The following is a 20,144-nucleotide window of genomic DNA, read 5'->3' on the forward strand; positions in this document are numbered from 1 at the left end:
GTCAACCCCACATGCCCACCCATCGGCTCAGCTGGGCCGCCCACGCGCTGAAACAGCGGCTGGGCTCGTCCCGTCCCGCCCTCGCCGGCGCGACCCTGGCCCTCTCCGCAGCCCTGGCGGCCGGCACGGCCGCCGCCGTCCCCGCCCTCGTGGCGGGACCGGCGCACGCCGCCACCCTCGACGCCGCGAACCCGGCAGGCAACGGCGCCGACCACGACGTGAAGGCCGGATCGGCCCGGGCCGCTACCACCTACGGGCAGGACGTCTCCGGATACGAGGCCGACCACGACTGGAAGGCCAGCCCGGCCAAGTTCGGCATCATCAAGGCCACCGAGGGCCTCGACTTCGTCGACCCCGCCTTCGCCCGCCACTGGGCCGAGCTGGCCAAGAAGGGCATCGTGCGCGGGGTCTACCACTACGGCCACCCGTCGAACGACCCCGTCGCGGAGGCCGACTACTTCCTGTCGGTGGTGAACCGGCAGCAGGCCCGCCCCGGGGACCTGCTGGTGCTGGACCTCGAGACCAGTGACGGCGAGTCCGTCCAGCACGTGAACGCCTGGGCGAAGACGTGGCTGGCCCACGTGAAGGAGAAGACCGGCGTCACCCCGATGTTCTACAGCGGGTGGAACTTCGCCGACCGCTACGGCCACGGGCTCGGCCAGTACCCGCTGTGGGTGGCCTACTACGGCATCCCGAAGGGCTCGGTCACGCCCCCGGCCGACTGGAAGACCTGGGTCATCCACCAGTACACGGACACTCCCATCGACCAGAACGTCTCCTCGCTGACACCCGACCAGCTGCGCGCACTCGGCCGTCACTGAGGCCGTCACTGAGGCCGTCACCGAGGCCGTCACCGAGGCCGTCACCGAGGCCGTCACCGAGGCCGTCACCGAGGCCGTCACAAGGCGCTCGCCGGTTGACGCCGGGGGCGCGGCCTCCCGGCAGGCCGGCGTAAACAGACCGTAAACCCCCTCGGGCACGATCGTCGTGGTGGACGGACAGCCCGAGGGAGGCCGGAGATGCCGGAGACACGGGACGGCACGCCGTTGCGGGTGGCGGTCATCATCGGCAGCACCCGCAACGGCCGGTTCGGCCCGACGGCCGCCGCCTGGTTCGCCGCACGGGCGCGGCGGCGCCGCGAGCTCGAGCTCGACGTGATCGACCTGGCCGAGGCGCGGCTGCCCGACACCCTCACCGACCACGACGAGGCCGTGCCCGATCGCGTACGGGCACTGGCCCCGCGCCTCACGGCGGCCGACGCCTTCGTGGTGGTCACGCCCGAGTACAACCGGAGCTTCCCGGCTCCGCTGAAGACCGCCATCGACTGGTACTACGAGGAATGGCAGGCCAAGCCCGTCGCCTTCGTCGCGTACGGCAGGGAGTCGGGCGGCCTGCACGCGGCCGCGCAGCTGCGGGAGGTGTTCGGCGAGCTGCACGCGGTGCCCGTCCAGGCCGTCGTGAGCCTGCCGTGCTACTGGGAGCTGTTCGCGGCCGACGGCAGCTGGCCGCTGCCGACGGCGGCCTGCAACACCGCCGCGACCACTGTGCTGGACGAGCTGACCTGGTGGGCGTACGCGCTGCGCGACGCCCGCGCCAGGACCCCCTACACGCGCTGACGCGCGTATCCCCCCAAGCCCTGGAAGGAACACCGGGATGAACGATGTTCAGCGGCAGGTGCAGGACGCCGTCGACCAGCTGGTCGAGTCGGGCGCGGAGCGCGGGCTCCAGGTCGCCGTGTACCGGCACGGGGACCTCGTGGCCGACGCCGTCGCCGGCGTCGCCGACGCGGAGACGGGACGCCCCGTCACCGCCGGCACCCCTTTTCACGTCACCTCCACCGGCAAAGGGGCGACCTCCGCCGTGGTCCACGTGCTCGTGGAGCAGGGCGTCCTCGGGTACGACACGCGGATCGCCGACCTGTGGCCCGAGTTCGCCGCGCACGGCAAGGAACGGGCGACGGTGAAGGACGCGCTCACTCACTCGGTGGGCGTGCCGGGCCTGCCCGTGGAGACCACCCCCGAGGACCTCACCGACTGGGACGGCATGTGCGCGCTCATCGCGGATGCCGCCCCCTGGTGGGAGCCGGGGACCAGGACCGGCTACCACCCCCAGTCGTACGGCTTCATCGTGGGAGAGATCGTGCGGCGCGCCACCGGGCGGCCGATCTCGCGGGTGCTCAGGGAGGAGGTGGCGGGACCGCTCGGCGTCGCGGACGAGATGTTCTTCGGCGTCCCCGAGTCCGAGCTGGGCCGCGTCGCCCGCCTTGAGGAGCCGGAGGGCGGCATGGAGTTCACCCCGGAGATGATGGCGGCGATGGCCGAGCAGGTGCCGTTCTTCCGGGTGGTGAACGGATGGACGGCGGCGCCTCCGGCCGCCTTGCCCACCGCCGCCTACTGCAACCGGCGCGACGTGCTCACGGCCGACATCCCGGCCGGCGGGGTCATGAGCGCCCGCGCCGTCGCGCGGATGTACGCCGCCCTCATGGGCGGGACCGGCGGAGTACGGCTGATCTCGCCCGAGCGGCTCCGCGAGATCACCGCTCCTTCGATCAGCGGCGTCGACGAGATCACCGGTGCGCCGGTCACCCGGGGGCTGGGCTACGACATCGGCTTCCCCGGTCCCCTCGACGGCCCGGCCCTGTTCGGCATGGCCGGAAGCGGCGGCACCGCCGCCTACGCCGACCACACGAGCGGGATCGCGATCGCCGTGGCCAAGAACCGGGTGACGGCGGGCGACTACACCACCTTCCACCACATCGCGTCGATCATCGCGAAGGCCCTCCCCGCGAGCTGAGCCCCGGCGCCTCCCGCCTCTTCCGGACGGCGGGAGGCGCCGCCTCCCGTTATGGTGACGGTCATGCGCTTCGGGGTCCTCGGGCCGCTGGCCGTCTGGAACGACCGGGGGGACGCCGTCACGGTGCCCGGGCTCAAGGTGCGCGCCCTGCTGGCCGCGCTGCTCGTCGACCCCGGGCGGCCCGTCTCCGCCGACCGGCTGGTGGAGCACCTGTGGGGCGACGACCTGCCGGGCAACCCGCCGGGGGCGCTGTCCGCCAAGGTCTCCCAGCTGCGCCGCGCGCTGGAGGACGCCGAGCCCGGGGCCCGCGCCCTCGTCGTGTCGCCGCCGCCCGGGTACCTGCTCAGGGCCGGCGCGGACGCAGTGGACGCCGGCCGGTTCGAGCGCCTGGCCGCCGAGGCGCGCGAGGCCCCGGGCCCCGAGGAGAAGGCCGAACTGCTGTCCGGCGCCCTCGGCCTGTGGCGCGGGCCGGCGTTCGCCGACGTCGCCGACGAGCCGTTCGCCCGGGCCGCCGTCGCGCGCCTGGAGGAGCTGCGGCTCACCGCGCTGGAGGACCTGGCGCGGGCGCGGCTCGCGCTCGGCATGGCGGCCGAGGTCGCCGCCGACCTCGCGGACCTGCTCGACCGCCACCCGCTGCGGGAGCGGGCGCGGACCCTGCACATGCTCGCCCTGTACCGGTCGGGGCGGCAGACCGACGCGCTCGCCAGCTACGAGGAGGCGCGCGCCCGGCTGGACGAGGAGCTGGGGCTGGTGCCCGGCCCCGACCTGGCGAACCTGCACCGGGCGATCCTGCTGCAGGATCCCGAACTGGACGGGCCCGCGCCGGCGACGGCGGCAGCCGCCCCGCGGCCCGCAGGCAACCTGCCGAGCGCGGTCACCGGCCTCGTCGGCCGGGAGGACGCGGTCGCCGAGCTGCGGGCGCTGCTGGAGCGCAGCCGGCTGCTCACGCTGACCGGGTCGGGCGGGGTGGGCAAGACCCGGCTCGCGGTGGAGGTCGCCGGCCCGCCCGGCGGGCCGTTCCCCGACGGCGCCTGGCTGGTCGAGCTGGGCGCCCTCGACCGTCCCCCCACGCCCGGAAAGGCCCTCGACGCGCTGGCCGACACGGTCATGGCCGTGCTGGACGTCCGGGACGTCGCCGCGCCGCACGAGTCGCCGACGCCCGCCCAGCGGCTCGCCCGCGCCGTACGGGCCCGGCGGCTGCTGCTCGTCCTCGACAACTGCGAGCACGTGATCGAGGACGTCGCCGAGCTCACGGCGATCCTGCTGCGCTCCGCCCCCGGACTGCGCGTCCTCGCCACCAGCCGCGAGCCGCTCGGCCTGCCCGGCGAGGTCGTGTGGCCGGTGCCGCCCCTGGAGGCTCCGGAACCCGCCCACCACAACGATCCGGCGGAGCTGGAACGGTTCAGCGCGGTGCGGCTGTTCGTCGCCCGGGCCGCCGCGGCCGCGCGCGGGTTCGCGCTCACGCCGGCCAACGCCGAGGCCGTCGCGGTGCTCTGCCGGCGGCTCGACGGCATCCCGCTGGCGCTGGAGCTGGCCGCCACCCGCGTACGGGCCCTCGGGATGCGCGGTCTGATGGCCGGGCTCGACGACCGGTTCCGCCTGCTGGCCACCGGGCACCGGGGCGCCCCGCCCCGGCAGCAGACGCTCATGGCCATGATCGACTGGAGCTGGCAGCTGCTCACCCCCTCCGAGCAAGTCGTGCTGCGCCGGCTGGCCGTCCACGCCGACGGCTGCACAGCGGAGGGCGCCGAGGCGGTCTGCTCGGGGGACGGCGTCGCCGCCGAGGAGGTCCGCGACGTCCTGGCCCGGCTGGTGGACCGCTCGCTCGTCGTGGTGGCCGAGCGTGACGACGACGGGCCCCGCTACCGGCTGCTCGAATCGGTGGCCGCCTACTGCCTGGACCGGATGCGCGAGGCGGACGAGCTGCGGCGGGTACGGCGGCGGCACGGCCTCCACTACGCCGAGCTGGCCGAGCGGGCCGAGCCGCACCTGTACGGCCCGGAGCAGCGGCGATGGCTCCGCCGGCTGGACGCGGAGGCCGCCAACCTGCGCGGGGCGCTCGACGCCGCGGCCCGCGACGGCGCCGCCGACCTGGCGTTGCGGCTGGCCGGCGCGCTGACCTGGTACTGGTTCCTCCGCGGCAGGCTCGCCGAGGCCCGGCGGTCGCTCCAGGCCGCCCTCGACGCGGGCGGCGAGGCCGCCCCGGCCCTGCGGGCCCGGGTCGGGGCCTGGGAGACCGGCATCGCGTTCCTGCTCGGCGACACCGCGGACTGGCCGGACCGCCATGACGCCGCCCTCCGACCGTACGAGCGGGTGGACGACCCCCGCGGACGGGCCAGGGCGCAGTGGTTCCTCGCCTACGCCGAGATCGACCTCGGGGACGTGGACGCCACCGGGCGCCGCATCGACCAGGCGGCGGACGCCTTCCGCGCGCTCGGCGACGCGTGGGGGGAGGCGGCCGCGCTGGCCCTGCGGGCCAAGCACGCGCACATCAGGGGCGACCAGGCCGCGCTCGAACGGGACGGCGCGCGCAGCGAGGCGCTGTTCCGCCGGCTCGGCGACCGCTGGGGGCTGCTGCAGGCCACCGAGTGGCTGGGCGCGCACGCCGGGCTGACCGGCGACCACGAGCGAGCCGTCCGGCTGCACCGCGACGGGCTGCGCATGGCCGAGGAGCTGGAGCTGTGGCCCGACGTCGCCGGGCGCCTGTCGTGGCTCGGCTGGATCGCCATGCAGAGCGGAGACCACGCGCGGGCCCGCGACTACTGCCGCGAGGGCCTGCGGCTGGCCACCGAGCAGGGCTCCCCGCTCGGCGCCGTGTTCGCGGAGATGGGGCTGGCGTTCGCGGCGCGCAGGGAGGGCGACCTCGACGCCGCCGAGATCCACCTGCGCACGCTGATGGACGCCGCCGAGCGCCAGGACGCCGGCCCGGGCCGGCCGCTGTACCTGCCGAGCGTGCTCGTCGAGCTGGGGTACGTCGAGGAGCTGCGGGGGAACGCGGCGGCCGCCCTCGCCCGCCACGCGGAGGCGTTCGGCGTCGCGCGGGAGCTCGGCGCCGTGGGCGACGTGGCCCAGGCGCTGTCCGGCCTGGCCGCCGCCGTCGCCCTCGACGGCCGCCCCCGCCACGCCGCCCTGCTGCTGGGAGCGGCCGCGGGAGTCCGCGCGTCCGCGGGCATCGCGATCTCCCCCGCCGAGCGCGGCGACACGGAACGGGCGACGGCAGCCGCCCGGGCCGCCCTCGGGGACGACGCCTTCGCCGAGGCGCTCGCCCGAGGGCGGGAGCTGGAGCCCGGGGAGGCCCGCTCGCTCCTCGACCGGGCCGAGGTCGCCTGACCCCTTCCGGCCTGCGGCGCGGGCGGGGCGGCGGAGGCCCGGTGACGTGGTAGAACGTCGGATCCGTCATAGTTTGTCTGCTGGACACGCACACTTTCCCCGGAAGGCAGGTCACAGTGTCGGACGAACTGACCCAGGAACGGCTGGCCGATCTCAGACGCCAGTTCGCCTCCCTCGACGACGACGGCGACGGCTACATCACCGAGGACGAGCTTCTCGCTCACTTCCCCGGCCTGCCCGCCGAGGCGATCGCCGAGCTCGACCGGGTCGCGGACGTCGACGCGGACGGCCGGTTCTCCCTGGAGGAGTTCATCCGGCTGTCGGGCCGAGCCTGACCGGAACCCGGACGAGGGTCCCGGCCACCCGCCGGGGCCCTCGTGCCTCATCCAAGGACGACAACTGCGACCGCGCCGACACGGGCCGTCCGCTGCCTAGCCTCGTTCGAAGCGGACGACCTCTTCCAGCACTCTGCGCATGCCGGTGATCCGATCCCGGCCGAGGTGCTGCGCCCATCGCCGCTCGATGTCCCCGAGGATTCGAGCGGCGGCAACCTGTGCCTCCGTTCCCCGCTCGGTCAGCCGGATGATCTTGGCACGGTGGTCGTCTGGATCGGTCGTCCTCTCGACGTAGCCGTGCCGCTCGAGCTCGGTGACCACCTCACCCAGTGCTTGCTTCGAAAGCCCTGAGCGTTCGGCGAGCACGGTCAGCCGCGAGCCCTCGGCGTCGATGAACCGGAAAACGGCGCCATGGCTGTAACGGATCCCCTCGAATCCCTCCTCGTCGAGCCGCCGGTGCAGCACCGCGAGCGTGACGTCCTTGGCCTGCGTGAACAAGGCGGGAAGCGGGATCTCGTTCACACCTTGGCCGCCCTGCCTTCCGGCGCGCGTCGCCATGCCGGGCACCCCCTTCCGCCGTAATTCGTCAGGCGACTTGACAATACCGCGCCGCAAGATAGTACGGTCACCTTACTGTCTATGGCCGCTCCGGCCGATCGAGTACCGATACCGACAAGCCAGAGGAATGATCATGAGCAGTTCGCCCCCACGACGCGTCCCGCCCGCCGACATCGACCCAACCGAGGTCAAGGCCCTGGCTGAGCGGGTGAGAGGCCCGGTGCTCACACCCGAGGACGAGGGCTACGACACCGAACGGGCCGGATACCAGCTCGCTCGTCAGCATCGGCCCGACCTCGTGGTCGGCGCGACCGGAACGGCGGACGTGCTGGCCGCGGTGGAATTCGCGACAAGCCACGCGCTCCCGGTGGCCGTGCAGGGCACCGGACATGCGTCAGCCGGCATCGCCGGTGAGGGCGGCGTGCTGATCACCACCACTCGGATGACGGGTGTCCGGGTCAACCCCGAGGCGAACACGGCCTGGGTGGCAGCCGGAACCCGCTGGGACGAAGTGATCCACGAGACCGCGCCCGCTGGGCTGGCGCCGCTGTCCGGCTCCTATCCGGGCCTCTCCGTGGTGTCCTACACCCTGGCCGGAGGGCTTGGTCTGCTCTCCCGGCGCTACGGCTACGCAGCCGATCACGTGCACAGCATCGACGTCGTGACGGCGGACGGCCGGCTGCGGCACGTCACCGAGAAGTCCTACCCGGACCTGTTCTGGGGACTGCGCGGCGGCCGGGACAACTTCGGTGTGGTGACCGGCATCGAGATCGGCCTCGTGCCGATCACCACTCTCTACGGCGGATCCCTGCAGTTCCCCGGCGAACTGGCCGCCGAGGTGTTCGACACCTACCTGCGCTGGACGGCCACCGTGCCCGATGAGATGAGCTCATCGATCATGCAGATGTCCTATCCGGACATCCCCGCGTTCCCGGAGGCCTTGCGAGGCCGGCAGGCCGTCCATGTCCGCATCGCCTACGCCGCGGACGTGCTCGATGCCGCCGAGAACCTGGTCGAGCCGTTGCGGGCTCTCGGCCCGATGAGCGACACCCTCGGCGTACTGCCCTACACGGAATCCGGGTCCATCTACGCCGATCCGCCTTTTCCCGGGTTCATCGAGGCCGGCACCGCCCTGCTCGGCGAGCTCGACACCACGGCGGTACGCACCATCCTCGATCTGGCCCCACCCCACACGTCGCTGCCGCACCTCTTCGAACTGCGTCACCTCGGCGGCCGGCTCGCCCTCCCCTCGGCCGCCGCCAACGCCGTGGGCAACCGGGACGCGCGATACCTGTTCAACGTGGTCTCCCGGCTGGAACGTGCCGACATCACCGAAATCCGGCCGGCACACAAACGCATGCTCGACGCGCTCGTCCCGTGGAGCACCGGCGGCCGTCTCCTGAACTTCATGAACGGCGAGGACGCCGCCAAGGAGGTGCGCTCGGCGTACGAGCCCAAGGACTACCAGCGGCTCACCGAGATCAAGGCCGTCTATGATCCGGACAACACCTTCCGGCTCAATCACAACATCCCACCCGCCCACGCCGCGCCGGGGGCTACTGCCACACCGTGACGTTCACGGTGACCCCGTCCCGGTCGTACGCGGTGACCGTCAGCAGGGCCAGGTGGTCGTCCGAGGTCCGCACGCAGATCCCCCGTCCGGGCTGCACGTCCGGGCCGGTCGGGGGGTGGTCGGCGGCGCCGGTGAAGGCCGCCGCGGCGCAGTCCCGGTAGTCGTAGGAGGCCGCCGGGGGCAGCACCGCCACCCGGTCCCCGTCGGCCCGGGCCGTGACCCGGGGGTCGCCCTCGAACACGTAGTAGCCGACGTCCTCCCGCTCGCCCCACCTGCCTTTGACGTACGGCCAGGGGCCCCGGCCGGTGGCGTCGAGGTCGTACCCCCAGCCCGTGTGGACGGTCAGCGTCCCGGCCCGCCGTACCGGGTGCGCCGTCCCGGCGGTCCCGGCCGTCGCGGACGGCGAGGAGGAGCCGGTCGCCGCGACCACGGCGGGAGCTGGGCCGGCCGGCCGCGGAAACCACCAGAACACCGCGGCGGCGACGAGCGCGACCACGGCGGCGAGCCCGCTCACCCCCGCCCACCAGGGCGCGGAGGCGACATTGCGCAGAGGGGCCATCGGGTCGTCCTTCCTCGTCTCGACGAAGAGAAGACGATCAACGGGTCGCTGGAGTTCACGCACCGCCCGAGGGCGTACACCGTCGGTGATTTTCGGCTGAGCCGGAATCCCTGCCGCGCCCTCCCCACGCCTGATCGCCGCCGTCGGGCACTGCTCTGGTCATCGCCGGACGGAGCCGTGACGTAGTCCGTTCAGCAGGAGGGCGAGGAGGCGGTCGGCTTGAGCCATGCTGTCCGGGGCGTCCTGGGCGGCCCAGGCGATGGCGCCGATCATCTTCAGTACATCCGCGTCGTCCGCATCCGCGACGATCACACCTGACTGCCGCGCCCTCGCCAGCAACGCGGTTCCCACCTCGAACATCTCCGCATGCCAGGTTGACACCAGACCCTTCCCGCGGTCGAGCGCCGAGGTCATCACCGCGGTCGACAGACCTCGATAGGTCAGGCCATGCGTGATTGCGGCACGCAACCACGTGGACAACGCGCCGAACCCGTCCTCGGCCGCCAGCAGCCGGCGACCAAGGTCGACCAACTCGGCTATCTGCTCGGAGAGCACCGCTTCGATGAGATCCAGCCGAGTGGGGAAATGCCGATACAGCGTCCCGCTTGCCACCCCTGCCCGCCGAGCGATGTCGTCCAGCGAGGCGTCCACGCCGAACTCGGCGAACGCGACTTTCGCCTGCTCGACCAACCGCTCGTAGTTGCGTCGGGCGTCCGCACGCCTCGGACGCTCGACGCCCAAACGCGGATCATGACCTGCCGGCACCATCACCACACCCTTGCTAACCGGGGACACAGTCCGGTACCGTGCCCATCTAACCGGACTATGCCTCACCTTAATGGCATAGCGCCCCAGGACATGGAGGGCCGTCCCGATGACGCTGAGGGAACAGGACCGGATCGACATCACCGACCTGATCAACCTCCACGGCCACCTCACCGACGCCGGCGAGCTGGACCGGGCAGGCGAACTGCTGACCCCGGACGTCACCTATGACCTGGACGACTTCGGCCTCGGCTCGTTGCAGGGGGTCGCGACCATCCGTGAGGCCGCGCTCGCCCAGGGGGAGACCAACCCGGTCGGCCATCACGTCACCAACATCGTGATCACTCAGATCGACGACCACTCGGCCCGGGTCCGATCCAAGGGAATCGGCATCAAGGCCGACGGAACGGCCGGCAGCGTCGTCTACGACGACATCGTCACGCGCCAACCCGACGGCTGGAAGATCAGCTACCGCAAGGTGTCTGCCCGGCGAGCGCCGCTCGGCGGGCAGGAAGCCGGTCCGCGTGAGGTTCTGGAACGTTTCCGCCACGCCTCCATCAGCCAGTCCGCCGATGACCTGAGGCGCCTGTACGCCCTCGACGCGGTCCATGAGTTCCCGTTCACCCGCCCAGGCGTCCCGTCCCGGCTTGACGGCCGGGACGAGATCGTGAACTGGATAACCGCGGGGTGGAAGGCCGGTCCGCTGAAGTACGAGCGATACCGCACTATCGCCGTCCACGACACCGGCGATCCGGAAACGATCATCGTCGAGCAGGAGGCCCTCGGGACCAGCGCGTCCACCGGCGAGTTCGCGCTCCCCAACATCGTTGTGCTCACCGTGCGCAACGGGCGGATCGCCCGTCTACGCGACTACGCCAACATCCTGGCGGCCACGGAGGCCATGGGACGCGACACTGAACGCGCGTTCACGCTCGACCGGCGAGGGCACGGCCGCTCCGACCAGCCGGAATGCCAGGCACCCCTCCCGAGGCTTACGCGTCGCCGCCCGCCATCTCGCCGGAAACCTCGCCGGAGACCTCGGCGGGGAAGAGGATCGGGCTGAGCAGGTGGCGCACCCGGCCGGGGGCGGGCGCGTTGGCCAGCCGGGACACGATCGCCGCCCGCATGTCCTCGATCAGCTCGGCGCGCTCCTGGGGGGTGAGCCACACCGCGTGCTGGCGGTAGCCGACCTGGTCAGCGGCGGGGTCGGCCTGGTCGTGGTCGAGGTACGCGCCGAACTCGGCCAGCAGGACGGCCATGGCGGGCGATTGAGGAGTGGACATGACCCCCGTGACAGAGACGGACACGCCGCCACTGGGACGCCTGTACGACGTGGACGGGCGGCGGCTGATGCTCTACCGCTCCGGGAACGGCGGCCCGGCCGTGGTGTTCCTCCCGGGAGCGGGTCTGTTCGGCCTCGACTACCTGAACACGCACGAGCGCGTCGCCGAGCTGACCACCAGCGTGGTCTACGATCGCGCGGGCACCGGCTGGAGCGAGCCGGTCGCCCTGCCCAGGACGGCCGGCGAGGTGACCGATGAGCTGTCCGGCCTGCTGCGGGCCGCCGGCGTGCCGTCCCCCCGCGTGCTGGTCGGCCACTCTCTGGGCGCGGCCTACGCCCGTCACTACGCGCAGCGCTTCCCCGACGAGGTGGCGGGCCTGCTCCTGCTCGACCCGTTCCACGAGGACATGCTCCCCCGAGCGCCCCGGGAGGTGCGGGAGATGCTGGAGCTGATGGAGTCTCGGGACCTGCCGGAGCCGGCCGAGGAACAGCTCCGCGTCGCCCGCGGGCAGCTCGACGAGCACTTCGCGGCGTGGCCCGCGGCCGTGCGCGGCCCGCTGGCCGCCCGCCACCTCGCCTCCTGGCGTACGGCCTGGCAGGAGGGCCTCAACCTGCACGACGTCGTCGCCGGGGAGATCCGGCGGGCGCCCGCGGTCCCCGGCGTGCCGACGATCGTGATCTCCGCCCTGGGCCACGACGCCACCCAGGCCGCGCTCTGGCCGGAGCACCTCCTGCGCCAGATCAACGACGGCAAGCGAGCCCTGCACGCCGAGCTCGCCGCGTCGGTCCCCGGAGGTGAGCACCGCCTCCTCGGCGACGCCGGACACGGCTGGATCCACGAGGAGCGCCCCGACGCCGTCCTCCAGGCGGTCGGCGACCTCCTGCGGCGGATCGGCGGCCCGGCCTGACCTGGTGGTCGGGTCCGCATGGCTCACCCGGCCGGGGCAGGCGCGTTGCCTCGGCTATTTCGCTTTGCCGAGCCCGGCGGCGCGGCCGAGCGCGATCGCCTCGTCGCGGGTGGCAACGGCCAGCTTGTCGAGCATGACCGATACGCGGTTGCGGATGGTCTTCGGCGCCAGGAACAGGCGGGCGGCCACCTGGGAGGTCGGCAGGCCCTGCACGAGCAGCTCCAGGATCTCCAGGTCGCGGGAGTCCAACGCGGCGAGCGCGGCCGGCGGCGGGGCAGCGGCCGCGGCGGCGACCACGGCGGCTTGCGCGCCGCGGCCGAGGACCAGGGTGCCGCGGGCGGCGGAATGGATTGCGGCGAGCACGTCGTCGGGGTCGGAGTCCTTGAGAAGGTACCCGTCCAGGCCCGACCCGAGGCTGCGCGTCACCGACCGGTCGTCGGCGTGCATGGTGAACACGACGACCCGCAGCGCTGGCCAGCGCCGCTTGAGATCGGCCCCGAGCGTGATGCCGTCGCCGTCGGGCAGCTGCAGATCGAGCAGCGCGATGTCAGGCGGTGTGATCTCGGGCCGCTCGGTCAGGGCCAGCGCGTCGGCGGCGCGGCGGGCGGCGGCGACCAGCTCCAGTCCGTCGTCGGACTCGACGAGGGCCGACAGCCCGGACAGCACGATCGGATGGTCGTCGACCACGAGGACGCGGATCATGACGGTCCTCCAGCGGAGGGCAGGTCCAGGCACAGGCGGGTGCCGTGTGGGCCGGCCTCGACCAGCAGCGAGCCGCCGAGCTCTTCGGCGCGGCGGCGCAGGGACGACAGGCCGACGCCGGGGGTTATCGGGCCGCCGGCGCCGTCGTCGCGGACCTCGGCGCGGACGCGGCCGCCAGGCTCGGTACGAACGTCGACGGCGATCCGCTCGGCGCGGGCGTGGCGCAGGGCGTTGGTGATGCCCTCGGCCACGGTCCGGTAGACCGCGACCGTGACCGGCGGGTCGAGCGGCTCGCCGATCCGGCTGTCAAGCGTCACCGTGGGGCCCTGGCCGTCGAACGAGCCGACGAGGCGGTGCAGCGCGGTGGGCAGGCCGGCCTCGTCGAGCACCGACGGCGTGAGGCCGGAGACGATACGCCGCAGGTCGCCACGGCAGTCGGCGAGCTCGACGGCCAAAGACTCCAGCAGCGGGGTCGGGCGGCGTCGCACCTCGGCGCGCACGCGCATGCTCAGGCCGACGAGCGTGGGGCCAAGGCCGTCGTGCAGGTCTCCCAGGATGCGGGCGCGCTCGGCGTCGCGCTGGCGGGCCACGTCGCGGCGGGCGTGGTTGGCCTCGACGGCGAGGCTCACCGCCTTGGCGACCAGGGCGACGGTGGGCAGCAGCTGGCGTACGACGCGCTCCTGCCACGGTTCGGGGCCCTCCGGATGGCGCGGCTCGAGGAACACGGTGCCGACCCGGTCGCCGCCGACGACGAGGGGGTACAGCACCCAATGCGCCGGCGGCTCCGGCGCGTCCGGGCCGAGGACGAGGTCGACCCGCCGGTGCCCGCTCGCGGCGGCGATCATGGCCGCGGCCTTGGCCAGCAGTGCCCGGACGTCGGCTTGGGCGTGCAGGTCGGCGGTGATCTGCTCGACGTCGGCCGGCGAGATCGTGCCGCGGCCGTAGCGGCGGGCCAGGAATGCCCGGCGCAGCCACAGGCCGGCCGGCAGGATGAGGACGGCGGAGACGATGGCGGCGAACGCGCCGGACACGTCCGGGCCCGGGGTGCCGGCCCGTTGCGCGACCGCTCGCACGACCGTGCCGACGGCGGCCCCGCCGAGCAGCGTGAGGAGCGCGATCGCCGCGTCCACGGCCGGCTCGTCGACGGGGCGCAGCTCGCGGACGGTCGCCAGGCGGTACACCACCCCGGCCATGCTCACCACGCCCAGCGCCTCCACGCTCGCCGCCGCCCGCTGGCCGCCCGCGCCGGAGGCGATCAGCACTGCGGCCACGAGCGCGGCCGACGCGGTGACCAGCCAGACCAGGCGGCGCCGGGACATGCGGCCGGCGACGCGGTCGAAGCCCCAGGCGACGACGGCGCACGCGACGACGACGGGCGCGACGCCCAGCCAGCCCCAGCCGCGCTCGAGGCGGACCCAGCCGGACGGGTCGTCGCCGGCGAGCCAGGCGGCCGCGGCGACCAGCGTCGGCACCACGGCGAGGCCGGCGCACACCCGGCCGAGCCGCGAGTGGGGTTCACGGTCCAGCAGCAGCGCCGCGACAATGCCGAAGGCCGGCCAGCCCAAGCCGTACACCGCGCCGGTGGGCAGCGTCGCGTAGTCGAACCCGTGCACCGCCGGCACAATGCCCGCCGCGGTCGCCAGCCCCGCCAACACGACGGCGCGCGGCAACCCGCGGGGGCTGGCGGCGGCGTCGGTCATCGCTTCATAGTGCTATACGAGACGGGGGGCGGCCTAGGGTGTCGCGCAGGCACGGGATCGCGGCGGGACACTCCGGGACGCGGCGGGACGGCACGGGCCTGTTTCGCGGGACGCGGCCGGCCGCACGGTGGTGGTGCCCCGGATCGGCCGGTGCCCATGCTCAGGGAGGCAAATCGTCATGTCCGCCGCCACGAACGACCGCCCCGCCACCACTCGCGGCCTGTCCGCCCCGCTGCTCGTCGGCGGCGCGTTCGTCCTGTCGACCGTCGTCAACATCGCCGCGCAGGTCGGCAGCATCCTGTTCACCGACACCGACCCGTACCTTCCCGAGGGCGCCATCAGCAGCATCGAGAGCATCTCGGTTGTCGGCGTGGCCTCGCTCGCCATCGCCATCGCCATCGCGCTGCCCCTGATGAAGTCCCCGTCCCGGGCCCGCGTCGGCGCGATCGTGCTGGGCGCGCTGTCCCTCGTCACGGTGCCGTTCTTCTGGTCGGGCGCCCCGGCGATCTTCGGCGCCACGGCGGCCTGGCTCGCCGGCCTGACCAAGGGTGCCCGCCCGCAGGCCGGTGCGGCGCGCGCCTTCGGCATCATCGGCTTCGTCATCGCGATCCTCGGCGTCGTCGCCGTGTTCGCCGGCGACCTCTCCGCAATCCTCGGCTGACAGTGGCCCGCGGCCGTGCGCGGCCAGCGGGCCGCGCGCCACCTCGCCTCCTGGCGTACGGCCTGGCAGAAGGGCCTCAACCTGCGCAAGCTCGTCGGGCCTGGCCTGACCATGGCGGGCGGGCCCGCATGACCTGTGAGGTAATCGATCTCCCTCCGCCGTCCGGCGACACTGCTGATGTCAGCCGCACGACGACGCCATGGGAGGGCGCCATGTTCTTCGAGACCGCCGACGGGGTCCGCCTGGCCTACGAGGAGCACGGGACCGGGGAGCCGATCCTCTTCCTGGCGAGCTGGGCGCTGAGCGGCGACATGTGGGAGTACCAGATCCCGTTCTTCGTGGAGCGGGGGTACCGGTGCGTCACGCTCGACCGGCGGGGACACGGCCGCTCCGACCGGCCCTCCGGCGGCTACGACCTGGACACCGTGGCCGACGACGTCGCCGACCTGGTCGAGCATCTGGGCCTGCGCGGGTTCACGCTGGTCGGGCACTCGGCCGGGGCCGCCGAGGCCGCCCGCTACCTCGCCCGCCACGGCGAGGACCGGGTAGCGCGGGTGGCGTTCGTCTCCGGCGTGCTCCCCTTCCTCAAGCAGACCGCCGACAACCCGGATGGGGCGCCGGAGACGGCCCTCCAGGCCACGCTCGCCCAGTTCCGCACCGACCGGCCGGCCTGGTTCGCCCGTCAGGCGCAGGTCTGGTACGCCACCCACCTCGGTCACCCCGTCTCGCCGGCCCTCATCGACTGGACGATCGCCCAGTGCCTGTCGACGTCGCCCTGGGCCACCGCGCGGCTGTTCGCGTCCCTCTTCCACGCCGACCACCGGGACGCCCTGCGTGCGCTCACCCTGCCCGCGCTGGTCGTCCACGGGGCCGCCGACATGTCGGCGCCGGTTGCCCGCACCGGCCGTCGTACGGCGTCGCTCGTGCCGGGGGCCGTGTACAAGGAGTACGCCACCGGGGGGCACGGCCTGTTCGTCACCCACCGCGACGAGCTGAACGACGACCTGCTGGCGTTCCTCAAGAGCTGACCAGGAGGAAATGACCGGAGCAGGACAATCCACGGCGAAGTGCTCCGAACCCTGTCAAGGTTGCACGTATGGATCTCAGCGACGCCCGGACCCTGGCCCGTGCCCTGAGCGACCTCGTGCAGGACGCCCACAGACGGCTGGAGGAGGGGCGGGAGACGCCCGAGCTGGTGGCCCGGGTCACCGGGCACCTGGGGTGCGACCTGAAGCACGTCGTGAGCGTGGTCGAGAGCTTCCCCACCTGGGAGCACGTGAACCTGCAGCGGGGCGCCGAGGCGTACCTGGCGGCCCGCACGCCGGCGGCGGAGTGGTTCGGGATCGCCGGCCAGGGGCGTGAGCACAACGAGGTCATCGACATGCTGGCCGGCGCCGCCCGCGGGTGGGAGCGCTTCGAGCCGGGGGCGGTCGACTACGCCACGGCCGCCGTCGGGCCCGCCCTGACGACCGAGGTGATCTCGCTCGGCCTGGTCCTGACCCGCTCCCCCGGCGGCGTCCCCGTCGTGGTGGGGCTGCGCGGCCCCCAGGAGCACGGGCGGCCGCACTGCCAGGTCGTCGTGCTCGCCCCGGACCGGCAGAGCGCCACGGCCACCCGTGACGAGATCGAGCGGCTCATGCGGGCCGACGACGTGTACCAGGGGCAGGTGCTGTCGTTCACCTGGAGCGAGCACCGGGGCAACGACCTCGTCACGTTCCTCCCCCGGCCGGACCTCGCCGCCGAGCAGGTCGTCCTCCCCGACGGCGTCCTCGACGTGATCGAGCGGCACATCGCCGGCATCGCCGAGCGGGCCGACCGGCTGCGCGCGCACGGCCAGCACCTCAAGCGCGGCCTGCTGCTGCACGGCCCGCCCGGCACCGGCAAGACCCACACGGTCCGCTACCTCATGGGCCGTATGCGCCAGTGCACGGTGATCGTGATGACCGGCACCGCCATCCGGTACGTCTCCCAGGCCGCCGGGCTGGCCCGCCGGCTGCAGCCGGCCATGGTCGTCCTGGAGGACGTGGATCTGGTGGCCCGCGACCGGTCGTACACGGAGGACGGCAACCCGCTGCTGTTCGCCCTGCTCGACGCGATGGACGGCGTGGGCGCGGACGCGGACGTGACGTTCGTGCTGACCACGAACCGGGCCGACGTGCTGGAACGCGCCCTGGCCGACCGCCCTGGCCGGGTCGACCTGGCGGTGGAGATCCCCAAGCCGGACGCCGCCGGCCGGGCGGCACTGCTCCGCCTGTACGCCCGCGACCTGCGGCTGGAGGCCGACCTCGAGCCGGTCGTGGCGCGGACCGAGGGCGCGACGGCGTCGTTCTTCAAGGAACTGCTGCGCCGGGCGGTGCTGTCCGCGCTCGACGACGGCGGCGACGCGCCGGTGCTGACCGACGGGCACGTGGGGCGGGCGCTGGAGGAGATGCTGGCCGAGCGCGAGTCGCTGACCCGGGCCCTGCTGGGCTCGGGCGAGCACGCCCCCGGCGACGAGGACGAGACCGGCGGGCCCGTCTTCGGACCGGGGTTCGCGGCCGGCTCCTCCTTCTCCAGTTCCTTCCACATCGACGTCGGCGGCCCCTGACCGTCCCGATCGTCTGACGCGAGCGGGCGCGGAGCGGGTCAGGCCCGGCGGATCGGGATGAACGTCGGGCGGGGCTCCTCCGTCAGGAACGCGGCCACGATCCGCGTGCACAGCTCGGGCTTCTCGTGCAGGAGCACGTGCGAGGTCCCCGGGACGACGGCGAGCTCCGCGCCGGGCACGCCCCGATAGAGCGCGAGGGTGTGCTCCAGGTGGACCATGTCGTCGTCGGCCGCCACGACGAGCGTCCGCGCGGTCACCGACGGCAGGTCCTCCTCTGTCAGCGGCGGCGGCTCAGTCGCGGCCGCCTCGACGATCTTGCCGACCACCACGGGGAAGTGGTCCCGGCCGTCCGGGGAGACCTCGGCGTACGCGGCCACGACCTGTTCGGGCATCTGGGCGCCGGCGGTGGGGGTGAAGATCCAGCTCTCCCGGGTGATGCCGCAGCTGATCAGGACCAGGCGGCGCACGAGGTCGGGGCGGCGCAGGGCGACCAGCAGGGCGACGGTCGCGCCGATGCTGTAGCCCGCGAGGTGCGCGGGGCCCCCGACGGCCTTGTCGATGAACGCGGCCGTGTCCTCGGCCATCAGGTCGAGCGTGATCGGCCCCTCGACGTCGGGGGTGTGGCCGTGGCCGCGCCGTTCGGGGGTGAACACCGTGAACCGGCCGGCCAGCGTGGCGAGGTTGCCGGCGAAGTCGCGCGCGTCGCTGAACCCGCCGTGCAGCAGCACCAGGGGCTCCCCGGCGCCCTGCCGGTCGTACCAGGTCCGCACGCCGTTGACCTCGATGTGGTCCGCCATGATCGTGTCCTCTCGTCTCGTGTCGTCTGCCGGGAGGTGATACGACGCGGGCGGCCGGAACTCATCCCAGCCCTGGTCAGGGCGACGGCGGCAGCCCGAAGAGGGGGAACAGGCGCGGGCCGTCGAGGTAGGAGGTCAGGCCGGCCACCCGCCCCTCGCGGACCTCCAGCACCACGAGCGCGAACGGCCGATGCCCGCCGTCGCCGTCCGGCAGGTAGTGCCCGAACGCCGGCATGCCGTTGGCCGCCGTGGGCACGAGCCGCGACCCCGCGCACGGGCCCGCGGAGTGGACCAGGGCGGCGCGGATGTCCGCCCGGCCCGACAGCCACCAGGCGAACGGCGGCATGGACATGGTGGCGTCCTCGTGCAGGAGGGCGACCAGGGCCTCGACGTCGTACCGCTCGAACGCCTCGACGTAGCGGGCGAGCAGGCGCCGCTGCCCCTCGTCCAGCGGCCGGTACGGCTCGGCCCCCGGCTCCCCCGCCGGCTCCCCCGCTGCGGCCATCGCCGCGCGGGCCCGCTGGAGGCCGCTGTTGACCGAGGCCACGGTCGCGCCGAGGAGCCCGGCCACCTCGGCGGCCCGCCAGCACAGCACGTCGCGCAGGATGAGCACGGCCCGCTGGCGGGGCGGCAGGTGCTGGAGGGCGGCCACGAACGCCAGCGCCACGGTCTCCCGGGTGACGGCGATCTCGGCCGGGTCGCCGCCCTCCGGCAGGACGCGGCCGTCGGGGACCGGCAGCACCCACGCGCCGTCCGGCAGGGGCGCGCCGATGTCGGGCCCCGGCGCGGAGGCGGGGCCGAGGTCCACGGCCCGGGCCCGCCTACGGGCGCCCTTCAGCATGTCGAGGCAGATGCCGGTGGCGATGCGGTACAGCCAGGTCCGGGCCGAGCCCCGGCTCTCGTCGTACCGGTCGAGGACGCGCCAGGCCCTCAGGAACGTCTCCTGGACCGCGTCCTCCGCCTCGAACGGCGAGCCGAGCATGCGGTAGCAGTAGCCGGTCAGCTCTCCCCGGTGCCGTTCGGCCAGCGTGGTGAGGTCCGGCCTCACGCGGTGAGGGCGGCCACGGCCGCCTCCGGGGTGTCGAAGACGGTGAACAGCCGGTCGAGCCCGACGATGCTCAGCATTCGGGTGAGTTTGTCGTCGGGGCCGGTCAGGACGAGCGGGGTGCCGCTGCTCCGGGTGTGGTGATAGGCCCGCACCAGCATCGTGAGGCCGGTGGAGTCGCAGTACGTCACCCCGGACAGATCGATCACGACGCCGGGGCCGCGGCTCTCGGGCAGGTCCTCGATCGCCCGCCGGAAGGAGCCCGCCGTGTGGAAGTCGAGATCCCCCGCCACGTGGAGCAGGACGAGTCCCGCCTCGTGGGGATGGGTCGTGACGGTCAGCGGCGTGTCGGGCACCGGAAGCTCCTGCTCGCGGGTGTCGTCGGTGACTCCCCATCTGGACGGACGGAACGGCGACCGCCCTGACAGGGGTCGCGCGGCCTTATCCTACGAAACGCCGCAGCCCCGGCGGTCCCCGGGCGGAGGGCCGGGCCGCGGCGGCGTCCGTGATCCGCCCGGGTCGGGGACGTCCGGACCAGGGAGGACGAGC

At 73.7% G+C, this 20,144-nt stretch carries 20 protein-coding genes; 11 read left to right on the top strand and 9 right to left on the bottom strand.

Features of this window, described 5'->3' with window-relative positions; all coding sequences use genetic code 11:
• Nucleotides 1-11: 11 nt before the first annotated feature.
• The 5 genes from Mco01_RS29645 (at nt 12) to Mco01_RS29665 (ending at nt 6,458) form a co-directional block, all read left to right on the top strand.
• Entirely contained in the window at nt 12-821 is an 810-nt protein-coding gene (locus Mco01_RS29645) for a glycoside hydrolase family 25 protein (protein ID WP_204060156.1), read from the top strand.
• A gap of 198 nt (nt 822-1,019) precedes the next feature.
• Nucleotides 1,020-1,616, top strand: a complete 597-nt coding sequence (locus Mco01_RS29650) for an NADPH-dependent FMN reductase (RefSeq protein ID WP_204060157.1) — start codon at nt 1,020-1,022, stop codon at nt 1,614-1,616.
• A 37-nt stretch (nt 1,617-1,653) separates the two neighbouring features.
• On the top strand, nt 1,654-2,793 hold the full coding sequence (locus Mco01_RS29655) for a serine hydrolase domain-containing protein (RefSeq protein ID WP_204060158.1): 1,140 nt from the start codon (nt 1,654-1,656) through the stop codon (nt 2,791-2,793).
• Nucleotides 2,794-2,856: 63 nt separating this feature from the next.
• Nucleotides 2,857-6,123, top strand: coding sequence for an AfsR/SARP family transcriptional regulator (locus tag Mco01_RS29660; RefSeq protein WP_204060159.1), 3,267 nt, complete (start codon nt 2,857-2,859; stop codon nt 6,121-6,123).
• Nucleotides 6,124-6,239: 116 nt separating this feature from the next.
• Nucleotides 6,240-6,458, top strand: a complete 219-nt coding sequence (locus Mco01_RS29665) for an EF-hand domain-containing protein (RefSeq protein ID WP_204060160.1) — start codon at nt 6,240-6,242, stop codon at nt 6,456-6,458.
• Nucleotides 6,459-6,554: 96 nt separating this feature from the next.
• On the opposite strand, the gene Mco01_RS29670 is transcribed toward Mco01_RS29665, so the two are convergent.
• Nucleotides 6,555-7,016, bottom strand: a complete 462-nt coding sequence (locus Mco01_RS29670; protein ID WP_204060161.1) for a MarR family winged helix-turn-helix transcriptional regulator — start codon at nt 7,014-7,016, stop codon at nt 6,555-6,557.
• Nucleotides 7,017-7,314: 298 nt separating this feature from the next.
• Between Mco01_RS29670 and Mco01_RS29675 the strand changes: the two genes are divergently transcribed.
• Entirely contained in the window at nt 7,315-8,589 is a 1,275-nt protein-coding gene (locus tag Mco01_RS29675; protein WP_204060162.1) for an FAD-binding oxidoreductase, read from the top strand.
• Here Mco01_RS29675 and Mco01_RS29680 read toward each other — a convergent pair.
• A complete protein-coding gene (locus tag Mco01_RS29680) occupies nt 8,573-9,148 on the bottom strand; it encodes a hypothetical protein (protein ID WP_204060163.1) in 576 nt (191 codons plus the stop codon). The two genes, Mco01_RS29675 and Mco01_RS29680, sit on opposite strands and share 17 nt — an antisense overlap.
• Nucleotides 9,149-9,307: 159 nt before the next feature.
• Complete coding sequence (locus tag Mco01_RS29685) at nt 9,308-9,916, bottom strand: TetR/AcrR family transcriptional regulator (RefSeq protein ID WP_204060164.1); 609 nt, start codon at nt 9,914-9,916, stop codon at nt 9,308-9,310.
• Nucleotides 9,917-10,022: 106 nt separating this feature from the next.
• On the opposite strand from Mco01_RS29685, the gene Mco01_RS29690 reads away from it, so the two are divergent.
• Nucleotides 10,023-10,976 carry a nuclear transport factor 2 family protein gene (locus Mco01_RS29690; protein ID WP_204060165.1) on the top strand — a complete coding sequence of 318 codons (954 nt, stop codon included), beginning with the start codon at nt 10,023-10,025 and terminating at the stop codon, nt 10,974-10,976.
• Here the strand turns inward: Mco01_RS29690 and Mco01_RS29695 are convergent.
• Entirely contained in the window at nt 10,906-11,196 is a 291-nt protein-coding gene (locus Mco01_RS29695; RefSeq protein WP_204060166.1) for a hypothetical protein, read from the bottom strand. The two genes, Mco01_RS29690 and Mco01_RS29695, sit on opposite strands and share 71 nt — an antisense overlap.
• On the opposite strand from Mco01_RS29695, the gene Mco01_RS29700 reads away from it, so the two are divergent.
• Complete coding sequence (locus Mco01_RS29700) at nt 11,195-12,103, top strand: alpha/beta fold hydrolase (RefSeq protein WP_204060167.1); 909 nt, start codon at nt 11,195-11,197, stop codon at nt 12,101-12,103. The genes Mco01_RS29695 and Mco01_RS29700 overlap by 2 nt on opposite strands.
• Before the next feature lie 54 nt (nt 12,104-12,157).
• Here Mco01_RS29700 and Mco01_RS29705 read toward each other — a convergent pair whose 3' ends face one another.
• Together Mco01_RS29705 and Mco01_RS29710 are read right to left on the bottom strand one after the other, a co-directional pair.
• On the bottom strand, nt 12,158-12,805 hold the full coding sequence (locus Mco01_RS29705) for a response regulator transcription factor (protein WP_204060168.1): 648 nt from the start codon (nt 12,803-12,805) through the stop codon (nt 12,158-12,160).
• Entirely contained in the window at nt 12,802-14,505 is a 1,704-nt protein-coding gene (locus Mco01_RS29710; protein ID WP_204060169.1) for a sensor histidine kinase, read from the bottom strand. Before Mco01_RS29710 ends, Mco01_RS29705 begins: the two co-directional genes overlap by 4 nt.
• Nucleotides 14,506-14,683: 178 nt before the next feature.
• On the opposite strand from Mco01_RS29710, the gene Mco01_RS29715 reads away from it, so the two are divergent.
• The 3 genes from Mco01_RS29715 to Mco01_RS29725 all read left to right on the top strand — a co-directional run bounded on the left by Mco01_RS29715 (nt 14,684) and on the right by Mco01_RS29725 (nt 17,753).
• On the top strand, nt 14,684-15,166 hold the full coding sequence (locus tag Mco01_RS29715; protein WP_204060170.1) for a hypothetical protein: 483 nt from the start codon (nt 14,684-14,686) through the stop codon (nt 15,164-15,166).
• A gap of 212 nt (nt 15,167-15,378) precedes the next feature.
• Nucleotides 15,379-16,194, top strand: coding sequence for an alpha/beta fold hydrolase (locus Mco01_RS29720; protein WP_204060171.1), 816 nt, complete (start codon nt 15,379-15,381; stop codon nt 16,192-16,194).
• Nucleotides 16,195-16,262: 68 nt separating this feature from the next.
• Nucleotides 16,263-17,753 carry an AAA family ATPase gene (locus Mco01_RS29725; RefSeq protein ID WP_204060172.1) on the top strand — a complete coding sequence of 497 codons (1,491 nt, stop codon included), beginning with the start codon at nt 16,263-16,265 and terminating at the stop codon, nt 17,751-17,753.
• Between the two features lie 38 nt (nt 17,754-17,791).
• Here Mco01_RS29725 and Mco01_RS29730 read toward each other — a convergent pair whose 3' ends face one another.
• From Mco01_RS29730 to Mco01_RS29740, 3 genes are all read right to left on the bottom strand, one after another.
• Complete coding sequence (locus tag Mco01_RS29730) at nt 17,792-18,550, bottom strand: alpha/beta fold hydrolase (protein WP_204060173.1); 759 nt, start codon at nt 18,548-18,550, stop codon at nt 17,792-17,794.
• Between the two features lie 76 nt (nt 18,551-18,626).
• Nucleotides 18,627-19,598 carry a sigma-70 family RNA polymerase sigma factor gene (locus tag Mco01_RS29735; RefSeq protein ID WP_204060174.1) on the bottom strand — a complete coding sequence of 324 codons (972 nt, stop codon included), beginning with the start codon at nt 19,596-19,598 and terminating at the stop codon, nt 18,627-18,629.
• Complete coding sequence (locus Mco01_RS29740) at nt 19,595-19,951, bottom strand: STAS domain-containing protein (protein ID WP_204060175.1); 357 nt, start codon at nt 19,949-19,951, stop codon at nt 19,595-19,597. Before Mco01_RS29740 ends, Mco01_RS29735 begins: the two co-directional genes overlap by 4 nt.
• Nucleotides 19,952-20,144 lie beyond the last annotated feature (193 nt).

It is taken from the genome of Microbispora corallina, from assembly GCF_016863035.1.
GTDB classification, from domain to species: Bacteria; Actinomycetota; Actinomycetes; order Streptosporangiales; family Streptosporangiaceae; genus Microbispora; species Microbispora corallina.